The sequence below is a fragment of the Streptomyces coelicoflavus genome, assembly GCF_045041415.1.
Classification (GTDB): domain Bacteria; phylum Actinomycetota; class Actinomycetes; order Streptomycetales; family Streptomycetaceae; genus Streptomyces; species Streptomyces coelicoflavus.
In genome coordinates, this window is sequence record NZ_CP108218.1 from 2,124,513 (window position 1) to 2,139,318 (window position 14,806).

Below are 14,806 nucleotides of genomic sequence, written 5' to 3' on the forward strand. Positions count from 1 at the left end.
ATCGTGATGCTCAGATCTCGCTCAGATGTAGAGACGTGACGTGGCCCGGGTCACTACTGTCCTCCGAAACCCAGGAGGACGGAGCCCGAGAGCGATGACCGAAGTATCGGTGGCCAAGGAAGACAAGGCTGCGACCGGCGATCTGGTCGTCCTGGACAGTGTCAACAAGCACTTCGGCGCGTTGCACGTGCTCCAGGACATCGACCTGACCATTCACCGCGGCGAGGTCGTCGTGGTCATCGGGCCCTCGGGGTCCGGCAAGTCCACTCTGTGCCGCACCATCAACCGTCTGGAGACCATCGACTCCGGTTCGATCACGATCGACGGCAAGCCGCTGCCCGCCGAGGGCAAGGAGCTGGCCAGGCTGCGGGCCGACGTCGGCATGGTCTTCCAGTCCTTCAACCTCTTCGCGCACAAGACGGTGCTCGAGAACGTGACGCTGGGCCAGGTCAAGGTCCGCAAGGTCGACGCCAAGAAGGCCGAGGAGAAGGCCCGCGCCCTGCTCGACCGGGTCGGCGTCGGCGCCCAGGCCGACAAGTACCCCGCGCAGCTCTCCGGCGGTCAGCAGCAGCGTGTCGCCATCGCGCGGGCCCTGGCGATGGGCCCCAAGGTCATGCTCTTCGACGAGCCGACGTCGGCCCTCGACCCCGAGATGATCAACGAGGTGCTCGAGGTCATGAAGCAGCTCGCCGAGGACGGGATGACCATGATCGTGGTCACGCACGAGATGGGCTTCGCCCGCTCGGCGGCCAACCGCGTGGTGTTCATGGCGGACGGCCGCATCGTCGAAGAGGCCACGCCGGACCAGTTCTTCAGCAATCCGCGCAGCGACCGTGCCAAGGACTTCCTGTCGAAGATCCTGCACCACTGATTTCCCGAGGCGGCCGAGAGGTCCCGCGTCGCCCACCGTGGCGGCCCACCGCCGACGGCCGCATCTGATCGCCTGATCCTCTGATCGTCCGATCGCAGCTCGATCACAGCCAAAGGATGTTCACCATGAAGCTTCGCAAGGTCTCCGCCGCCTCGGCCGCCGTGCTCGCTCTCGCCCTGACCGCCACCGCGTGCGGCGGCGACGACAAGGACAGCGGCTCGTCCGGTGGTGGCGACAAGAAGATCACCATCGGCATCAAGTTCGACCAGCCCGGCCTCGGCCAGAAGACCCCGGACGGCTACGCGGGCTTCGACGTGGACGTCGCCACGTACGTCGCGAAGAAGCTCGGCTACACCGAGGACCAGATCGAGTGGAAGGAGTCGAAGAGCGCCGACCGCGAGACCATGCTCCAGCGCGGTGACGTCGACTTCATCGCCGCCACGTACTCGATCACCCCCGAGCGCTCGGAGAAGGTCGACTTCGCCGGCCCCTACCTGCTGGCCCACCAGGACGTGCTGCTCCGCGCCGACGACGACAAGATCAAGTCGCCGGAGGACCTGAACGACGCGAAGCTCTGCTCGGTCACCGGTTCGACCTCGGCCCAGAACATCAAGAAGAAGCTGGCTCCCAAGGCCCAGCTGCAGCCGTACCCGACGTACTCGGCCTGCCTGCCCGGTCTGCAGAACGGCGCCGTCGACGCGCTGACCACGGACGACTCGATCCTCGCCGGTTACGCCTCCCAGTCGCAGTTCAAGGGCAAGTTCAAGCTCGGCGGCTTCAAGCTGACGAACGAGAACTACGGCATCGGCGTCAAGAAGGGCAGCGACCTCAAGGACAAGATCAACAAGGCTCTTGAAGAGATGGTCGCGGACAAGTCCTGGGACAAGGCCGTCAAGGACAACTTCGGCCCGGCCAACTACAAGAACGAGCCGGCGCCGAAGATCGGCGACATCAAGAGCTGAGGCCGGGCCTGACGGGGTGCGCCGCCCCACGGCAGGGGCGGCGCGCCGGATCGGGCGTCCCTACACGCGGAAGCGCGGGAGATCGTGTTCGACTTTCTCGACAAGTACGACCTGTTGGGAGCCTTCTGGACGACAGTGCAGCTCGCTGTGCTGTCGGCCGTCGGCTCCCTGATCTGGGGCACCATACTGGCCGCCATGCGGGTCGGCCCGGTGCCGTTGATGCGCGGTTTCGGAACCGCGTACGTGAACACCGTCCGGAACATCCCGCTGACCGTGATCATCCTGTTCGCGTCGCTGGGACTGAACCAGACGTTGGGGGTCACCCTCGGCGGAGGGAACGACTTCGAGACGATCAACTTCCGGCTCGCCGTCCTGGGTCTGATCCTCTACACGTCGTCGTTCGTGTGCGAGGCGCTGCGCTCCGGCATCAACACGGTGCCCGTCGGCCAGGCGGAGGCGGCTCGGGCGCTCGGTCTGAGCTTCGGCCAGGTGCTCCGGCTGGTGGTGCTGCCGCAGGCGTTCCGCTCGTCCGTCGTTCCGCTGGCGAACGTGCTGATCGCCCTGATCAAGAACACCACGGTCGCCGCCGCCATCGGTGTGGCGGAGACGGCGCTGCTGATGAAGGAGATGATCGAGAACGAGGCTCAGCTGCTGCTCATCTCCGCGGTCATCGCTCTCGTGTTCGTGGTGTTGACGCTGCCGACCGGCCTGATCCTCGGCTGGGTGGGCAAGAAGGTGGCGGTGAAGCGATGAGCTCGGTCCTCTACGACGCCCAGGGCCCTCGCGCCAAGCGTCGCAACATCCTCTTCACGGTCGGCTTCCTGGTCGCCCTCGCCGCCCTGCTGTGGTGGGTGTTCGGCACCCTCAACGACAAGGGTCAGCTCGAGTGGGCCCTGTGGAAGCCGTTCTTCACCGGCACCGAGGCGTGGTCGACGTACATCTGGCCGGGTCTGCAGAACACCCTGAAGGCCGCGGTGCTCGCCGTGGTCATCGCCCTGCCCCTCGGCGCGGCCCTGGGCATCGCCCGGCTCTCCGACCACGCGTGGGTCCGGGTACCGGCCGCGGTCGTGGTCGAGTTCTTCCGGTCCATCCCCGTGCTGGTCCTGATGATCTTCGGGCTCGCGCTGTTCGCGGAGTACACCAACGTTAGCTCGGACGACCGCCCGCTGTACGCCGTCGTCACCGGCCTGGTGCTGTACAACGCCTCGGTCCTCGCCGAGATCGTCCGGTCCGGCATCCTCGCCCTCCCCAAGGGCCAGGCCGAGGGCGCCATGGCGATCGGGCTCCGCAAGGGCCAGGTCATGCGGCTGATCCTGCTGCCGCAGGCGGTCACGGCGATGCTGCCCGCCATCGTCAGCCAGCTCGTCGTGATCCTCAAGGACACCGCGCTCGGCGGCGCGATCCTCACGTTCCCGGAGCTGCTCGCGTCGGCCAACACCATGAGCGGCTACTACGGCGCCAACGTGATCGCCAGCTACACCGTGGTCGCCGTGATCTACATCGCGCTCAACTTCGCCCTCACGAGCTTCGCGAGCTGGCTGGAGCGCCGGCTGCGGCGGGCGAAGAAGTCGACCGGTACCGTGCTGCACGCGGACGACGTGGAGACCGCCGACGCCGGAACCGTCGGCAAGATCTGACACACCTGACACACGGTCATCTCGTATGACCATCAACGAAGGCCGTGGCGTGATCGCCACGGCCTTCGTCGCTTGACGCAAGCTGCGGCAATAGGTTGCATACGTTCTGTGACCGTGCACCCTGCTCCAACGTCCTGTTCACCCACGTCCCCCGGGACACCGCCACGGGCAGGGGGCGCCGCACCGTGGACCCGGTGATCGTCACCGGAGCGGGGCCCGTCGGGCTCACGCTCGCCCTGGCGCTGGCGCGGCAGGAGGTGCCCTGTGTGCTCCTCGACGAGGGTCCGGGCAAGGACGAGCCCCGCCCCGCGCGCACCGTCGTCCTGCGCGAGGAGGCCGTCGCGCTCGTCGAGCGGCTGACCGGCACCCCGCTGACGGGGCTGGGTTCGCGTTGGGCCGGATGGCGGTCGATGCGGCGCAAGCAGGTGATGCGCGAGGTCGTGTTCGGCGACACGGAACCGGCCCCCCTGCACATCGCCCAGCACGAGCTGACCGGGGTCCTGCGCACGGCACTCGCCCGTGAACGGCTCGTCAAGGTCGCCGTGGACAGCCGCCTGGACGGCATCGAGCAGGAGAGGTCCGGCGTCACGGCCCACACCCGCGGCCCCGCCGGCACCTGGTGGCGCGGCAGTTACCTGATCGGCTGCGACGGCCCCCGCTCCACCGTCCGCAAGCTCCAGGACATCCGCTTCCCCGGCCGTACGGCGGTGGAACGATACGCCGTCGCCGCCCTGCGCACCGAACTCCCGTGGCCCGACGAGGCGCTGCTCCACCGGATGCCGCCGTGGCGGACGACCGGGCCGTCGGCCGGCGAGGTGATCGGCCGCCCGCTGCCGGACGGCGTGTGGCGCCTGGACTGGCTGCTGCCGCCCGGCAAGGACCTGGTCACGCCGGAGCTTCTGGTGAACCGGGTCCGCGAGACCCTCACCGGCTGGGCCGACGGCGCGACCCCGGCGTACGAACTGCTCGACACCGGCGTTCACACGGTCCACCACCGTCTCGCCCGCCGCTGGCGGGTGGGCCGCGTGCTGCTCGCCGGGGACGCGGCGCACCTCCTGGGCGCGCTCGGCACACAGGGCCTCGAGGAGGGGCTCCTCGACGCCGACAACCTCGCCTGGAAACTGGCCCTGGCCTGGCACCACGGGCCTCGCGAGGCGCTGCTCGACAGCTACCAGGAAGAGCGGCGGGCAGCGGTCTCCGCGCGGCTGCGCGCCGCCGACCAGCTGCTTCCCCTGCTGCGCGGCGGCGGGGGACTGCGTTCCTACGTCCCCGGCGCGGCCCGCGGCAACGACGCGCTGCTGGCGGACGGTCACCTCGGGCGCGGGACGCTGGGCGCGCCGGGGACGTACGGCGACTCTCCGCTGGCGCCCGAGAACCTCGCCGGGGAGGTCTCCGTCGGCACCCCGCCCGGGACGCCCGTCACCGACGTGCGGGTCACGGCGGAGGACGGCACCTTCGTACGGCTGCGCGACCGGCTCGGGCGCGGGGCACTGCTGGTGGTGCTGATCGCACCCGGTACGGGGGTGTGGGAGCGCAAGCACTGGGTGACGGCCGGGATCATGCCCCGGCTGGCGGCGGCGGTGACGGCGCTGCCCCACCACGCCGAGCTGCTGGTCGCCGAGAGCTACCCGGGTGCCGCCGCCCACACGGTGCTGCTGGTGCGGCCCGACGGCCACCTGGTCACGGCGTTCAACGGGGTGCGCCCGGCCGACCTCTACGCGGCCGCGGAGAGCGTGCTGGGCGGGGCGGCGGCCGGGGCGTCGACGGAGACCGAAGAAGGGGCGGGGGCGGCGGCCGGGTCGCGTTAGGCGGGCCGGGCCCTGCGCCCGGCCGCTTCGTGCCCCTCGGCCACCGGGCGCAGGGTCATTGTCCGCATGGTGACGCCGAGTTGACCGGCCCGGACCGTCATGGTCTACTCCGGATCGTGACCGACACCTGTGTGCGCCTGTGGCGGAGGGTCCATATGGACCTCGTCCGCTATGCGGGCTGCGTGTGTCGTCCGTCCCGCTGACTTCGCATCTCCTCTTCGCGCGTGCCGCGGCTCCTCCTTGCCGCCCCGCGCGCGCTCCCTCGCGAACTCCCAGGACGGTACCCGTGTCCCTCCCCTCCCTCTCTCCTGCCTCCATTTCCACCGCCGCCCCGACGCAGGCCGAACTCCTCGACTTCGCACGGCGGACGGCGGCCGACACCGAGCTGATCGCCTCCCTGCCGCTCGACCCCGAAGGCCGCACCCGGGTGCGGCTTGCCGGTCCCGGCGGCAGCGAGGCCTGGCTGATCGGCTGGCCGCCCGGCACGGGCACCGGCTGGCACGACCACGCCGACTCCGTGGGCGCCTTCGTCACGGCCGCGGGCGAACTCAAGGAGAACGCGCTCGCCGCCCGCCTGCCCACCGACGGCTGGAAGACCCTCAAGCTCAGCGACGGCGTGGACCGGGAACGCCTGCTGACCTCGGGCAAGGGGCGCGCCTTCGGCCGGCATCACGTGCACGAGGTCCTCAACGAGTCCCGCGAGCGCCACGCCGTGTCCGTGCACGCCTACTACCCGCCCCTGCCCCGGATCCGCCGCTACAGCCGCACCGGACGGACCCTGCGCCTGGAGCAGGTCGAGCGCCCGCAGGACTGGCAGTGAGCGGGCCGGCCGGGCACACCGGGCCCACCGGCATCGACGACCTGCTGGAGCGCGTGCGCGCCGGATACCGTCGGATCGCGTCGGACGAGGCGTACGACGCCGCCGAGGCCGGCACGGCGCTGCTCGTCGACATCCGGTACGCCGCTCTGCGCGAGCGGGACGGCGTGATTCCCGGCGCCCTGGTGGTCGAACGCAACGAACTGGAGTGGCGCCTGGATCCGCAGGGCAGCCACCGCCTGCCCGAGGCGACGGGCCACGACGTGCGGGTGGTCGTGGTGTGCAACGAGGGCTACGCCTCCAGTCTGGCGGCGGAGTCCCTGCACCGTCTGGGGCTGCACCGGGCCACCGATCTGATCGGTGGCTTCCAGGCCTGGCGCGCGGCGGGCCTGCCGGTGGTCACCGGGCACCAGTAGTCAGAAGCTGGTCAGAACCCCTCGTCGCCGAGGTACTCCGTGTCCTCGCCCTCCTCCTCCAGCGCCTGGCGGACCACCCGCAGGGCCATGCCCTCGGGGTAGCCCTTGCGGGCCAGCATGCCCGCGAGGCGGCGCAGCCTCTTGTCGCGGTCGAGGCCCCGGGTGGCGCGCAGCTTGCGGGCGACCAGGTCGCGCGCGGTGTCCTCCTCCTGCTCGGAGTCCAGCCGGGACACCGCCGCGTCGATGAGTGTGGCGTCGACGCCCTTGGTCCGCAGTTCCCTGGCGAGAGCGCGTCTGGCCAGCCCGCGGCCGTGGTGCCGGGACTCCACCCAGGCCTCCGCGAAGGCGCTGTCGTTGATCAGGCCGACCTCCTCGAACCTGGACAGCACCTCCTCCGCGGCCTCGTCGGGGATCTCCCGCTTGCGCAGGGCGTCGGCCAGTTGTCTGCGGGTGCGCGGGGTCCCGGTGAGCAGGCGCAGGCAGATCGCCCGTGCCTGCTCGACCGGGTCCCGCGGAGGCTCCCCCTTCTCGGCCCTCGACGAGGAAGTGGCACCTCCGTCCTCGGCCGGCGGCTCCGTGCGCTCGCGCCGCCGGCGGCCGCGTGTGCCGCCCCCGCCACGGCCCCGCCCGCCCGGGCGGCGCGCCTCGCCGTCACCGTGGCGCGCTTCGCCGTACTCACGGGAGTCCGTGGCGAAGGGGTCCGTCTCGTACGGGGCCGCAGCCGCCCCGTACGTGCCGTCGCCCGGTCCGGCGGAACCGTCGGTGTACTCGGCCCAGTCGGTTCGTCGGGTCACGGGTCAGCTCTTGGCTGCCGCGGCCTTGGACTTGGTGGCCTTGGCGGTCGTGGGCGCGGGCACCGCGGGCGCGGCGTCGCCCGAGGCGGCGGAGGCGGCGTCCGTGCCGGGCTCGGTGGCGGACTCCTCGGGACGCACGCCGACGCCCAGCTTCTCCTTGATCTTCTTCTCGATCTCGTTGGCCAGGTCGGGGTTGTCCTTCAGGAAGTTGCGCGCGTTCTCCTTGCCCTGGCCGAGCTGGTCGCCCTCGTACGTGTACCAGGCACCGGCCTTGCGGACGAAGCCGTTCTCCACGCCCATGTCGATCAGGCCGCCCTCGCGGCTGATGCCCTGGCCGTAGAGGATGTCGAACTCGGCCTGCTTGAAGGGCGGCGCGACCTTGTTCTTGACGACCTTGACGCGGGTGCGGTTGCCGACCGCGTCGGTGCCGTCCTTCAGCGTCTCGATGCGCCGGATGTCGAGTCGCACCGATGCGTAGAACTTCAGCGCCCGGCCACCGGTCGTGGTCTCCGGGGAGCCGAACATCACGCCGATCTTCTCGCGGAGCTGGTTGATGAAGATCGCGGTGGTCTTGGACTGATTCAGCGCGCTGGTGATCTTTCGCAGGGCCTGGCTCATCAGGCGGGCCTGCAGACCGACGTGGCTGTCGCCCATCTCGCCCTCGATCTCCGCGCGGGGGACGAGCGCGGCGACGGAGTCGATGACGATGAGGTCGAGGGCGCCGGAGCGGACCAGCATGTCCACGATTTCCAGGGCCTGCTCGCCGTTGTCCGGCTGGGACAGGATCAGGTTGTCGATGTCGACGCCGAGCTTCTTGGCGTACTCGGGGTCGAGGGCGTGCTCGGCGTCCACGAACGCGACCTGGCCGCCGGCCTTCTGCGCGTTCGCCACGGCGTGCAGGGTCAGGGTCGTCTTGCCCGAGGACTCGGGGCCGTAGACCTCCACGACACGGCCACGCGGGATGCCTCCGACCCCGAGGGCCACGTCGAGCGCGGTCGACCCGGTCGGGATGACCTCAATGGGCTCGTTGGTCCGGTCACCCATGCGCATGACCGCGCCCTTGCCGAACTGCCGTTCAATCTGTGCGAGGGCGGCGTCGAGTGCCTTCTCGCGGTCGGTTCCTGCCATGGGTTCCACCCGGTTTGCTTGATTCGATCGCTTCACGTCAAAGACGCTAATGCCTGCCACTGACAATGGGCCCCGATGCCGGTCCGGCCTGTGGATAACCCAGGTGCACATCCACCCGAACCCACTCGAATCACCCGTCACGGGCCTTGCCCGAGCCTCCATAAGAATGGATGTTCGATTTTCGTGTCAAGCGCACCACGCGGCACTTCCGAGCGTACGTCTCCCGGCCCGGCGAACCGGGTGATTGGATACGGAGTCCTTGCCGGAGGAGGGGGCACCATGACCAAGATCGACATCAGTCTCGACGCCGAACTGGTGGTGGAAGTGATGGTTCTGGCCGGTATCGGCTCACCCCAGGACGCCGTCGAGGCGGTGGTGCGGGACTACATCGCCCGCGGTCACCGCACGGAGACCCGCACCGAGTCCAAGGACCGCGGCCTGCGGGACGTCGACGCCCAGCCGCAGGAGCCGCAGGGCTGACCCTGCTCCCGTCGGCGTACCGCGGGAGCCTCCGGCCGGACGACGACGGGGCGGGCCGCCGTTGCCAGGCTCCTCCCATGCAGAACGCGAGGACCGCCCCGACCGCCCGCAGGACCGGACCCGCCCCGGACCCGGGTGCCCTGTCCGACCACCGCTCCCCCGTGCCGCGCCTGTGCCGCGCGACCGGCCTCCTGCTGGTCCTCTCCGGCCTCGCGCACCTGGTGGTGTTCGCGGTGGACGGCGGCCCCTGGGCCGGGCCGGTGTCCTGGCGGAAACCGGTGACGTTCGGGCTGTCCTTCGGGGTGACGCTGATCGCGGTCACCTGGGTCACCTCGTACCTGGGCGTGCGGCCGCGGCTGCACGCCGTGCTGCTCGCGGTGTTCGCGGCCGACTGCGTCGTCGAGGTGGGCGGGATCACCCTTCAGGCGTGGCGCGGGGTGCCCTCGCACCTCAACATGGAGACCTCCTTCGACACCGCCGTGTCCATGACGCTCGCGGTGGGCGGCGGCGTCCTGGTCGTGCTGCTCACCATGTTCGCGCTCGCCGCCTTCTTCCGTCGTCCCACAGGGCCCGCGGGCATGGCCCTGGCGGTGCGCTCCGGGTTCGCGGTGCTGCTCGTCGGGCTCGCCTCGGGCGCCGCGATGATCGCGCGCGGTGTGGTGCTCACCCGCACCGGTCACCAGGAGGCCGCCTACCACTCCACGGCGTGGCTGAAGCCGCTGCACGGCGTGTCCCTGCACGCGGTGCTGGTCCTGCCCCTCCTGGCCCGGCTGCTGGCCCTCACCCCGTGGAGCGAGGCGGTACGGCGTCGGGTCGTGACCGCGGCGGTGTGCTGCTACGCGGCCGCCGTGGCCGACGCCGGCGTATGGGCCGGCCTGACGTACTGACGCGGCGCCGTCGGAGGCGGGCGGCCGCCCTCACGGGAATCCGCCGTCCCCGGCCCCTTCCGGCCCCTGCGCCCCCGGGCTCCCCTGCTCCGGGCGCCTGGCCCACAGCTTGCGCAGCCGGGTGGACCCCCCGGGCCCCACCCGGCGGATCCGGCGCCCGTGGACGCGTGGGTCGTCCGTGACGTCGTAGCGCTTGACGTAGGCGCCGAGGAACGCCTGGAGCGTGGCGACCGCGGGGATGGCGATCAGCGCGCCGACGGCACCGAGCAGGGCGGTGCCCGCGATGACGGAGCCGAAGGCGACCGCGGGGTGGATGTCCACGGTCTTGGACGTCAGCTTGGGCTGCAGCACGTAGTTCTCGAACTGCTGGTAGATCACCACGAAGATCAGCACCCACAGCGCGTACCAGGGGTTGACCGTGAACGCGATCAGCATGGGCAGGGCGCCCGCGAGGTAGGTGCCGATGGTCGGGATGAACTGCGACACCAGGCCCACCCAGACGGCGAGCGCGGGGGCGTAGGGCACCTCGAGGATCTCCAGGAGGATGTAGTGCGCGACGCCGGAGATCAGCGCCATCAGCCCGCGTGAGTACAGGTAGCCGCCGGTCTTGTCCACGGCGATCTCCCACGCGCGCAGGACCTCGACCTGGCGGGCGGGCGGCAGGACGGAGCAGAGCCCGCGCCGCAGCCGGGGGCCGTCGGCGGCGAAGTAGAACGAGAACAGCAGGACCGTCAGCAGCTGGAAGAGGCCGCCGAGGACCTGGGCCGACACGTCCAGGACGCCCGTCGCGCTGTTCTGCACGTAGTTGCGCAGCCAGTCGGAGCGGAGCACGCCCTCCTGGACGTCGACCCGTCTCAGCTCGGTGTGGAAGTGGCCGTTGACCCAGTTGATGACGGAGTCGAGGTACTCCGGGAACTCCTCGACCATCTTGACGATCTGGCCGGCGAGCATGGAACCGAGCAGGGTGACGAACCCCGCGGCGGCGATCAGCACGGCGAGGAAGACGAGGAAGGTGGCGAACCCGCGGCGCAGGCCGCGCGCGGCCATCCAGCTCACCGCGGGTTCGATGGCCAGGGCCAGGAAGAACGCGATGAGGACGTTGATCAGCAGCCCGGTGAGCTGGTGGAAGGCCCAGCTGCCCAGCTGGAAGGCGGCGATGAGTGCGAGGGCCAGCACCATGGCGCGCGGCAGCCAGCGCGGCATGCCGGGGCCCGGACCGGCCGGGGCTCCGTCGGCCGGGGTCCCGGTGGGCGGCGGGGGGCCGGCCGGGGATGCGTGCCGGGCCGCCTGCCCGGTCTCGTCAGTGGATGGCACGGAGCAAGTCTCGCCCACGCCACCGACAGGCCGTCCCCGCAGGGCGGTCTCCGTGCGTCTTCACCGCTGCTCCCGCGGCACGTTCATGACGGTGCACACCACCCGCCACACGTCCTTGGCGTCCCAGCCGGCGTCCAGCGCCTCGTGCACCGTACGTCCGCCCAGCTCCGCCATCACGTGATCGCGCGCGAAGGTGTCGGCGTACCCCGGACCGAAGTGGTCCGTCATCCGCTCCCAGAAGACCGTCAACCGCATGCCACCAGTATCCCGCCCCTGAGAGTGGGCCTTGGGTCGGGACCACCTGACGGAACCGCTTCTCGGCCTACGGTCTGTCCCATGGCCGAAACCGGAGCGTCCCCACTCCCCGCGATCCCGCCGCCCGCGTCCCGCCGCGCCCCTGACCCGCGCTCACCGCTCGCGCGCGCGGAGCAGTTCCTGTGGCTCACCGCGCGCGTACTGGAGCGGCGGCTGTTCGCGTACCACTTCCGCGGCGGGGACCCCGGTCCGGTGGAGACCGCGCTGGACGCCTACCGCAACGAGGACGGCGGGTACGGGCACGCGCTGGAGCCCGATGTGCGCGGGCCGGCCAGCCAGCCACTCCACACCGCGCGTGCTCTGCGCGTCCTGGACGCCGTGGGACGCTGCGGCGGGCAGCGGATCGAGCGGGTGTGCCGCTATCTGACCTCCGTGTCCACCCCGGACGGTGCCCTGCCGCTGATCCGCGCGGCCGGGGAGGCACGTCCTGCCGCGCCCTTCGTGCCGGTCGTGGCCGACCCTCCCGGGGAACTGCTCGCCACCGGCCCGGTGGTCGGCCTGCTGCACCGCAACGAGGTCTGGCACGCCTGGCTGTTCCGCGCCACCGACTTCTGCTGGCAGGCGGCGGAGTCACTGGAGGCGTCGCGTCCGTACGAGATCGAGGCAGCCGTGGCCTTTCTGGACACCGCTCCGGACCGTTCACGCGCGCAGGCCGCGGCCGGCCGGCTGGGCCGCCTGGTGCGCGAGCGGCGCCTCGCCGTGCTGGACCCGGACGGTCCCGGCGGCTTCCCGGTCTCCCCCGGCCGCACGCCGGGCGAGCACCGTTTCCCGCACGACTACGCGAGGGATCCGCGTTCGCTCGCGCGCGCGTGGTTCACGGACGACGAGATGGCCCGCTCCCTCGACTTCCTCGCGGCGGAGCAGGAGGGCGACGGCGGCTGGCCCGTCCGCCGGCCGCGTTGGGCACCCGCCCCGGCGACGGAGGCCCGCGCCCGGGCGACGATCGAGGCCCTGCGCACGCTCCGGGCGTACGGCCGTCCCCTCGGCTGACCTGACCTCACCTGGTCTGGCCCGACCTGGCCCGATCGCCCGCCGGTTCAGCCGCCCATGGCCCGTACGCCCGCGGTGACCAGCACCGCGGCCGCGACGACGAGCAGGAACGGTGCGCGCAGCAGCAGCGCCACGGCGGCCGCGGCGACTCCCGCGGTCCGCGCGTCCAGCACGAGCGCCTGTCCGTCGGCGAAGGTCTGCTGAGCGGTGAGCGCCGCGAGGAGGGCGACGGGCAGCAGCGCGGCGAGCCGCCGGACCAGGGGCCGTTCCAGGGCGCCCGCGGGCACCAGCAGCCCGAGGAGCTTGACGGCGTAGCAGCTCACCGCGGTCACACCGATCGCGATCCACACGCTCATCGCTCTCCCTCCGCCCCGGCGGTCCCACGGCCCGCGTCGTCCCCCGCCCCACCCGCGCGGCGTCCGCTCGCCCACAGGACGAGGGGCGCCGCCAGAGCGGCCACCAGCACGGGCACGCCGGCGGGCAGCACGGGGAGCAGACCGAGCCCCAGGAGAACGGCCAGGGCGGCGACCGTGCGCTCGGTGGTGTCCTTCAGCATCGGCGCGAGCAGCGCGAGGAAGACCGCGGGACCGGCCGCGTCGAGGCCCCAGGCGTCGGTGTCCCCGATGGCCTCCGCGCCCAGCGCGCCGAGCAGGGTGGTGAGGTTCCACAGGACGTACAGGGTGAGTCCGGTGACGGTGAACCCGATCCGGACGCCGCGCCGTGTGGGCTGTGCCAGGGCCACGGCGGTCGTCTCGTCGATGACCCACTGCGCGGCCAGCGGCCGCACCGCGCGCGGGAGGGCCAGCAACTGCGACAGGCGCAGCCCGTAGAAGGCGTTGCGCACGCCCAGGAAGAAGGCCCCCGCCGCGGCGGTGAGCGGGTTGCCGCCCGCCGCGAGCGCGCCGACGAGCGCGAACTGGGACGCCCCGGTGAACACCAGGAGGCTGAGCGCACAGGTCTGGGCGAGGGTGAGTCCGCTGCCGGCCGAGGTCACCCCGAAGGCGAACCCGGACAGTCCGACGGCGATTCCGACCCCGAGGGCGTCCCGCACGACGGCGGCGTCCGGCTTGCCACCGGCGGCACCCGCGTCTGGAGCGTCGGGAAGGGCTGTCTGTTCTGTCACGCCTCGAACGGTAGGAGCAGTCCTGACCGCGCGTCTTGTACGTTCTTGCGCTCCCGCTGGTAGGCGCCGGGCGGCACGCCGACGATCCGTGCGAAGTGCCTGTTCAGGTGCGGCTGGTCGGTGAACCCCACGGCGACGGCGGCCTCGGCCGGGGACGTCCCGGTGTCCAGCAGCCGCCGCGCCCGACGCACCCGGGCGTCCGTCAGCCAGGTGTGGGGCGGCATCCCGTAGGCGTCCCGGAAGGCGCGCAGCAGCGCGAACGGGCTGCTCCCGAGCTCCCCGGCGAGCCGCTCCAGGCTCGGCGGGTCCGCCATCCGCTCCTCCAGCACGGCACGAGCGCGTGCCGCCGTCCCGGCTCCGGCCGTGCGCACCGGGCGCCGTGGCAGGGGGCCGCCGTTCAGCCGCAGCAGCCGGGTCACGGCCACCCGCAGCAGGGTGTCGGCGGCGAGCGCGTTCCCGTCGTCGGCGGCCCGCAGCACTCGGTGCACCAGCTCGACGGTGTACGGGTCGTCGAGCACCGGCCGGACGAAACCGGGCGTTCCGCGCAGCGTCGTCGTCTCCGCCGCGATCCCGGCCACCAGCTCGGGCGCCGGGTAGACGGCCCCGTACCGCCACCCCTCCGGCACTCCGGCCCGCCCGGTGTGCGGGGTGTCCGGGTTGACCAGGGCGAGCGAGCCGGCGCCGGCGTACTGATCGCTCCCGCCGTGGTGGAAAACCTCCACGCCGTCGGCGATGGCCGCGATGACGAAGTGCTCGTGCGTGTGGCGCACGAAGGTCTTCCGTATGTACTGGGCGCGGAGCAGGTCGACGTCGGGCAGCTCCGCGTAACGCCAGTGCCGTGCCCGCTCACCCGATCCCGCCATGCCCCCATTCTCCGCCACCCCCGCCTCCCGCCCGCACCTCCCGTCTCCCGCCTCCCGCCCGCACCTCCCGTCTCGCACCTCTCGTCTCGCATCTCTCGTCTCGCACCTCTCGTCTCGCATCTCTCGTCTCGCACCTCTCGTCTCGCATCTCTCGTCTCGCGCCTCGTCTCCCGCGACGGCCCGGGCGGGCTCGACGACCGGCCGGTACCGCCGGTGAGCACGGCCGGCCCGTACGACCGGCACGACCGGCGCCCCCGGGTGTCCGGCCCCCGGCCACCGCCGCGGCCACCGGCCCCGGGCCCTCGCCGACCGGCCTGCCGACCGGCGACCGGCCCGGCGACCGGCTCGAGTCCGCCGCAACGACGCCGACGCGCACGCGCCACCCGCCCGGCTCGGACATC

The 14,806-nt window shown here is 71.9% G+C and carries 18 protein-coding genes; 11 read left to right on the plus strand and 7 right to left on the minus strand.

From position 1 onward, the window contains the following. Window positions 1–94: 94 nt before the first annotated feature. From OHA99_RS09120 to OHA99_RS09155, 8 genes are all read left to right on the plus strand, one after another. Window positions 95–871 carry an amino acid ABC transporter ATP-binding protein gene (locus OHA99_RS09120; RefSeq protein WP_153177636.1) on the plus strand — a complete coding sequence of 259 codons (777 nt, stop codon included), beginning with the start codon at window positions 95–97 and terminating at the stop codon, window positions 869–871. A gap of 125 nt (window positions 872–996) precedes the next feature. Further along, entirely contained in the window at window positions 997–1,833 is an 837-nt protein-coding gene (locus OHA99_RS09125; protein ID WP_153177637.1) for a glutamate ABC transporter substrate-binding protein, read from the plus strand. A gap of 84 nt (window positions 1,834–1,917) precedes the next feature. Continuing rightward, the gene (locus tag OHA99_RS09130) at window positions 1,918–2,586 is read left to right on the plus strand and encodes an amino acid ABC transporter permease (protein ID WP_153177638.1); all 669 of its coding nucleotides are present in this window, start codon (window positions 1,918–1,920) and stop codon (window positions 2,584–2,586) included. Further along, window positions 2,583–3,470 carry an amino acid ABC transporter permease gene (locus tag OHA99_RS09135; protein ID WP_405695172.1) on the plus strand — a complete coding sequence of 296 codons (888 nt, stop codon included), beginning with the start codon at window positions 2,583–2,585 and terminating at the stop codon, window positions 3,468–3,470. Before OHA99_RS09130 ends, OHA99_RS09135 begins: the two co-directional genes overlap by 4 nt. 185 nt (window positions 3,471–3,655) lie before the next feature. Next, window positions 3,656–5,278, plus strand: coding sequence for an FAD-dependent monooxygenase (locus OHA99_RS09140; RefSeq protein WP_405695174.1), 1,623 nt, complete (start codon window positions 3,656–3,658; stop codon window positions 5,276–5,278). 131 nt (window positions 5,279–5,409) lie between these two features. Then, complete coding sequence (locus OHA99_RS09145; RefSeq protein WP_311136958.1) at window positions 5,410–5,481, plus strand: putative leader peptide; 72 nt, start codon at window positions 5,410–5,412, stop codon at window positions 5,479–5,481. Window positions 5,482–5,564: 83 nt separating this feature from the next. After that, complete coding sequence (locus tag OHA99_RS09150) at window positions 5,565–6,098, plus strand: cysteine dioxygenase (protein ID WP_405695176.1); 534 nt, start codon at window positions 5,565–5,567, stop codon at window positions 6,096–6,098. Next, window positions 6,095–6,511, plus strand: coding sequence for a rhodanese-like domain-containing protein (locus OHA99_RS09155; protein ID WP_405695178.1), 417 nt, complete (start codon window positions 6,095–6,097; stop codon window positions 6,509–6,511). Before OHA99_RS09150 ends, OHA99_RS09155 begins: the two co-directional genes overlap by 4 nt. 11 nt (window positions 6,512–6,522) lie before the next feature. On the opposite strand, the gene recX is transcribed toward OHA99_RS09155, so the two are convergent. Together recX and recA are read right to left on the minus strand one after the other, a co-directional pair. Further along, complete coding sequence (gene recX, locus OHA99_RS09160) at window positions 6,523–7,305, minus strand: recombination regulator RecX (protein WP_381500597.1); 783 nt, start codon at window positions 7,303–7,305, stop codon at window positions 6,523–6,525. Window positions 7,306–7,308: 3 nt separating this feature from the next. Beyond that, window positions 7,309–8,433, minus strand: coding sequence for a recombinase RecA (gene recA / locus OHA99_RS09165; protein WP_405695181.1), 1,125 nt, complete (start codon window positions 8,431–8,433; stop codon window positions 7,309–7,311). A 279-nt stretch (window positions 8,434–8,712) separates the two neighbouring features. Here recA and OHA99_RS09170 point away from each other — a divergent pair, with 279 nt between their 5' ends. Further along, entirely contained in the window at window positions 8,713–8,913 is a 201-nt protein-coding gene (locus tag OHA99_RS09170; RefSeq protein WP_405695182.1) for a DUF2191 domain-containing protein, read from the plus strand. Window positions 8,914–8,990: 77 nt separating this feature from the next. Next, window positions 8,991–9,800 (plus strand): hypothetical protein, encoded by an 810-nt coding sequence (locus OHA99_RS09175; protein ID WP_405695184.1) that lies wholly within the window; start codon window positions 8,991–8,993, stop codon window positions 9,798–9,800. Window positions 9,801–9,830: 30 nt separating this feature from the next. Here the strand turns inward: OHA99_RS09175 and OHA99_RS09180 are convergent, their stop codons facing one another. Both OHA99_RS09180 and OHA99_RS09185 read right to left on the minus strand, forming a co-directional pair. Continuing rightward, entirely contained in the window at window positions 9,831–11,114 is a 1,284-nt protein-coding gene (locus tag OHA99_RS09180; protein ID WP_405695186.1) for an AI-2E family transporter, read from the minus strand. Between the two features lie 60 nt (window positions 11,115–11,174). Further along, window positions 11,175–11,369 (minus strand): DUF3046 domain-containing protein, encoded by a 195-nt coding sequence (locus OHA99_RS09185; RefSeq protein ID WP_007445009.1) that lies wholly within the window; start codon window positions 11,367–11,369, stop codon window positions 11,175–11,177. Between the two features lie 81 nt (window positions 11,370–11,450). Here OHA99_RS09185 and OHA99_RS09190 point away from each other — a divergent pair, with 81 nt between their 5' ends. Beyond that, the gene (locus OHA99_RS09190) at window positions 11,451–12,419 is read left to right on the plus strand and encodes a hypothetical protein (protein WP_405695189.1); all 969 of its coding nucleotides are present in this window, start codon (window positions 11,451–11,453) and stop codon (window positions 12,417–12,419) included. A 47-nt stretch (window positions 12,420–12,466) separates the two neighbouring features. Here OHA99_RS09190 and OHA99_RS09195 read toward each other — a convergent pair whose 3' ends face one another. The 3 genes from OHA99_RS09195 to OHA99_RS09205 are packed head-to-tail and all read right to left on the minus strand — an operon-like array spanning window position 12,467 to window position 14,405. Continuing rightward, entirely contained in the window at window positions 12,467–12,775 is a 309-nt protein-coding gene (locus OHA99_RS09195) for an AzlD domain-containing protein (RefSeq protein ID WP_381500609.1), read from the minus strand. Next, entirely contained in the window at window positions 12,772–13,542 is a 771-nt protein-coding gene (locus tag OHA99_RS09200; protein WP_153177648.1) for an AzlC family ABC transporter permease, read from the minus strand. The genes OHA99_RS09195 and OHA99_RS09200 overlap by 4 nt, the downstream gene beginning before the upstream one ends. Further along, window positions 13,539–14,405 (minus strand): AraC family transcriptional regulator, encoded by an 867-nt coding sequence (locus OHA99_RS09205; RefSeq protein WP_153177649.1) that lies wholly within the window; start codon window positions 14,403–14,405, stop codon window positions 13,539–13,541. Before OHA99_RS09205 ends, OHA99_RS09200 begins: the two co-directional genes overlap by 4 nt. Window positions 14,406–14,806 lie beyond the last annotated feature (401 nt).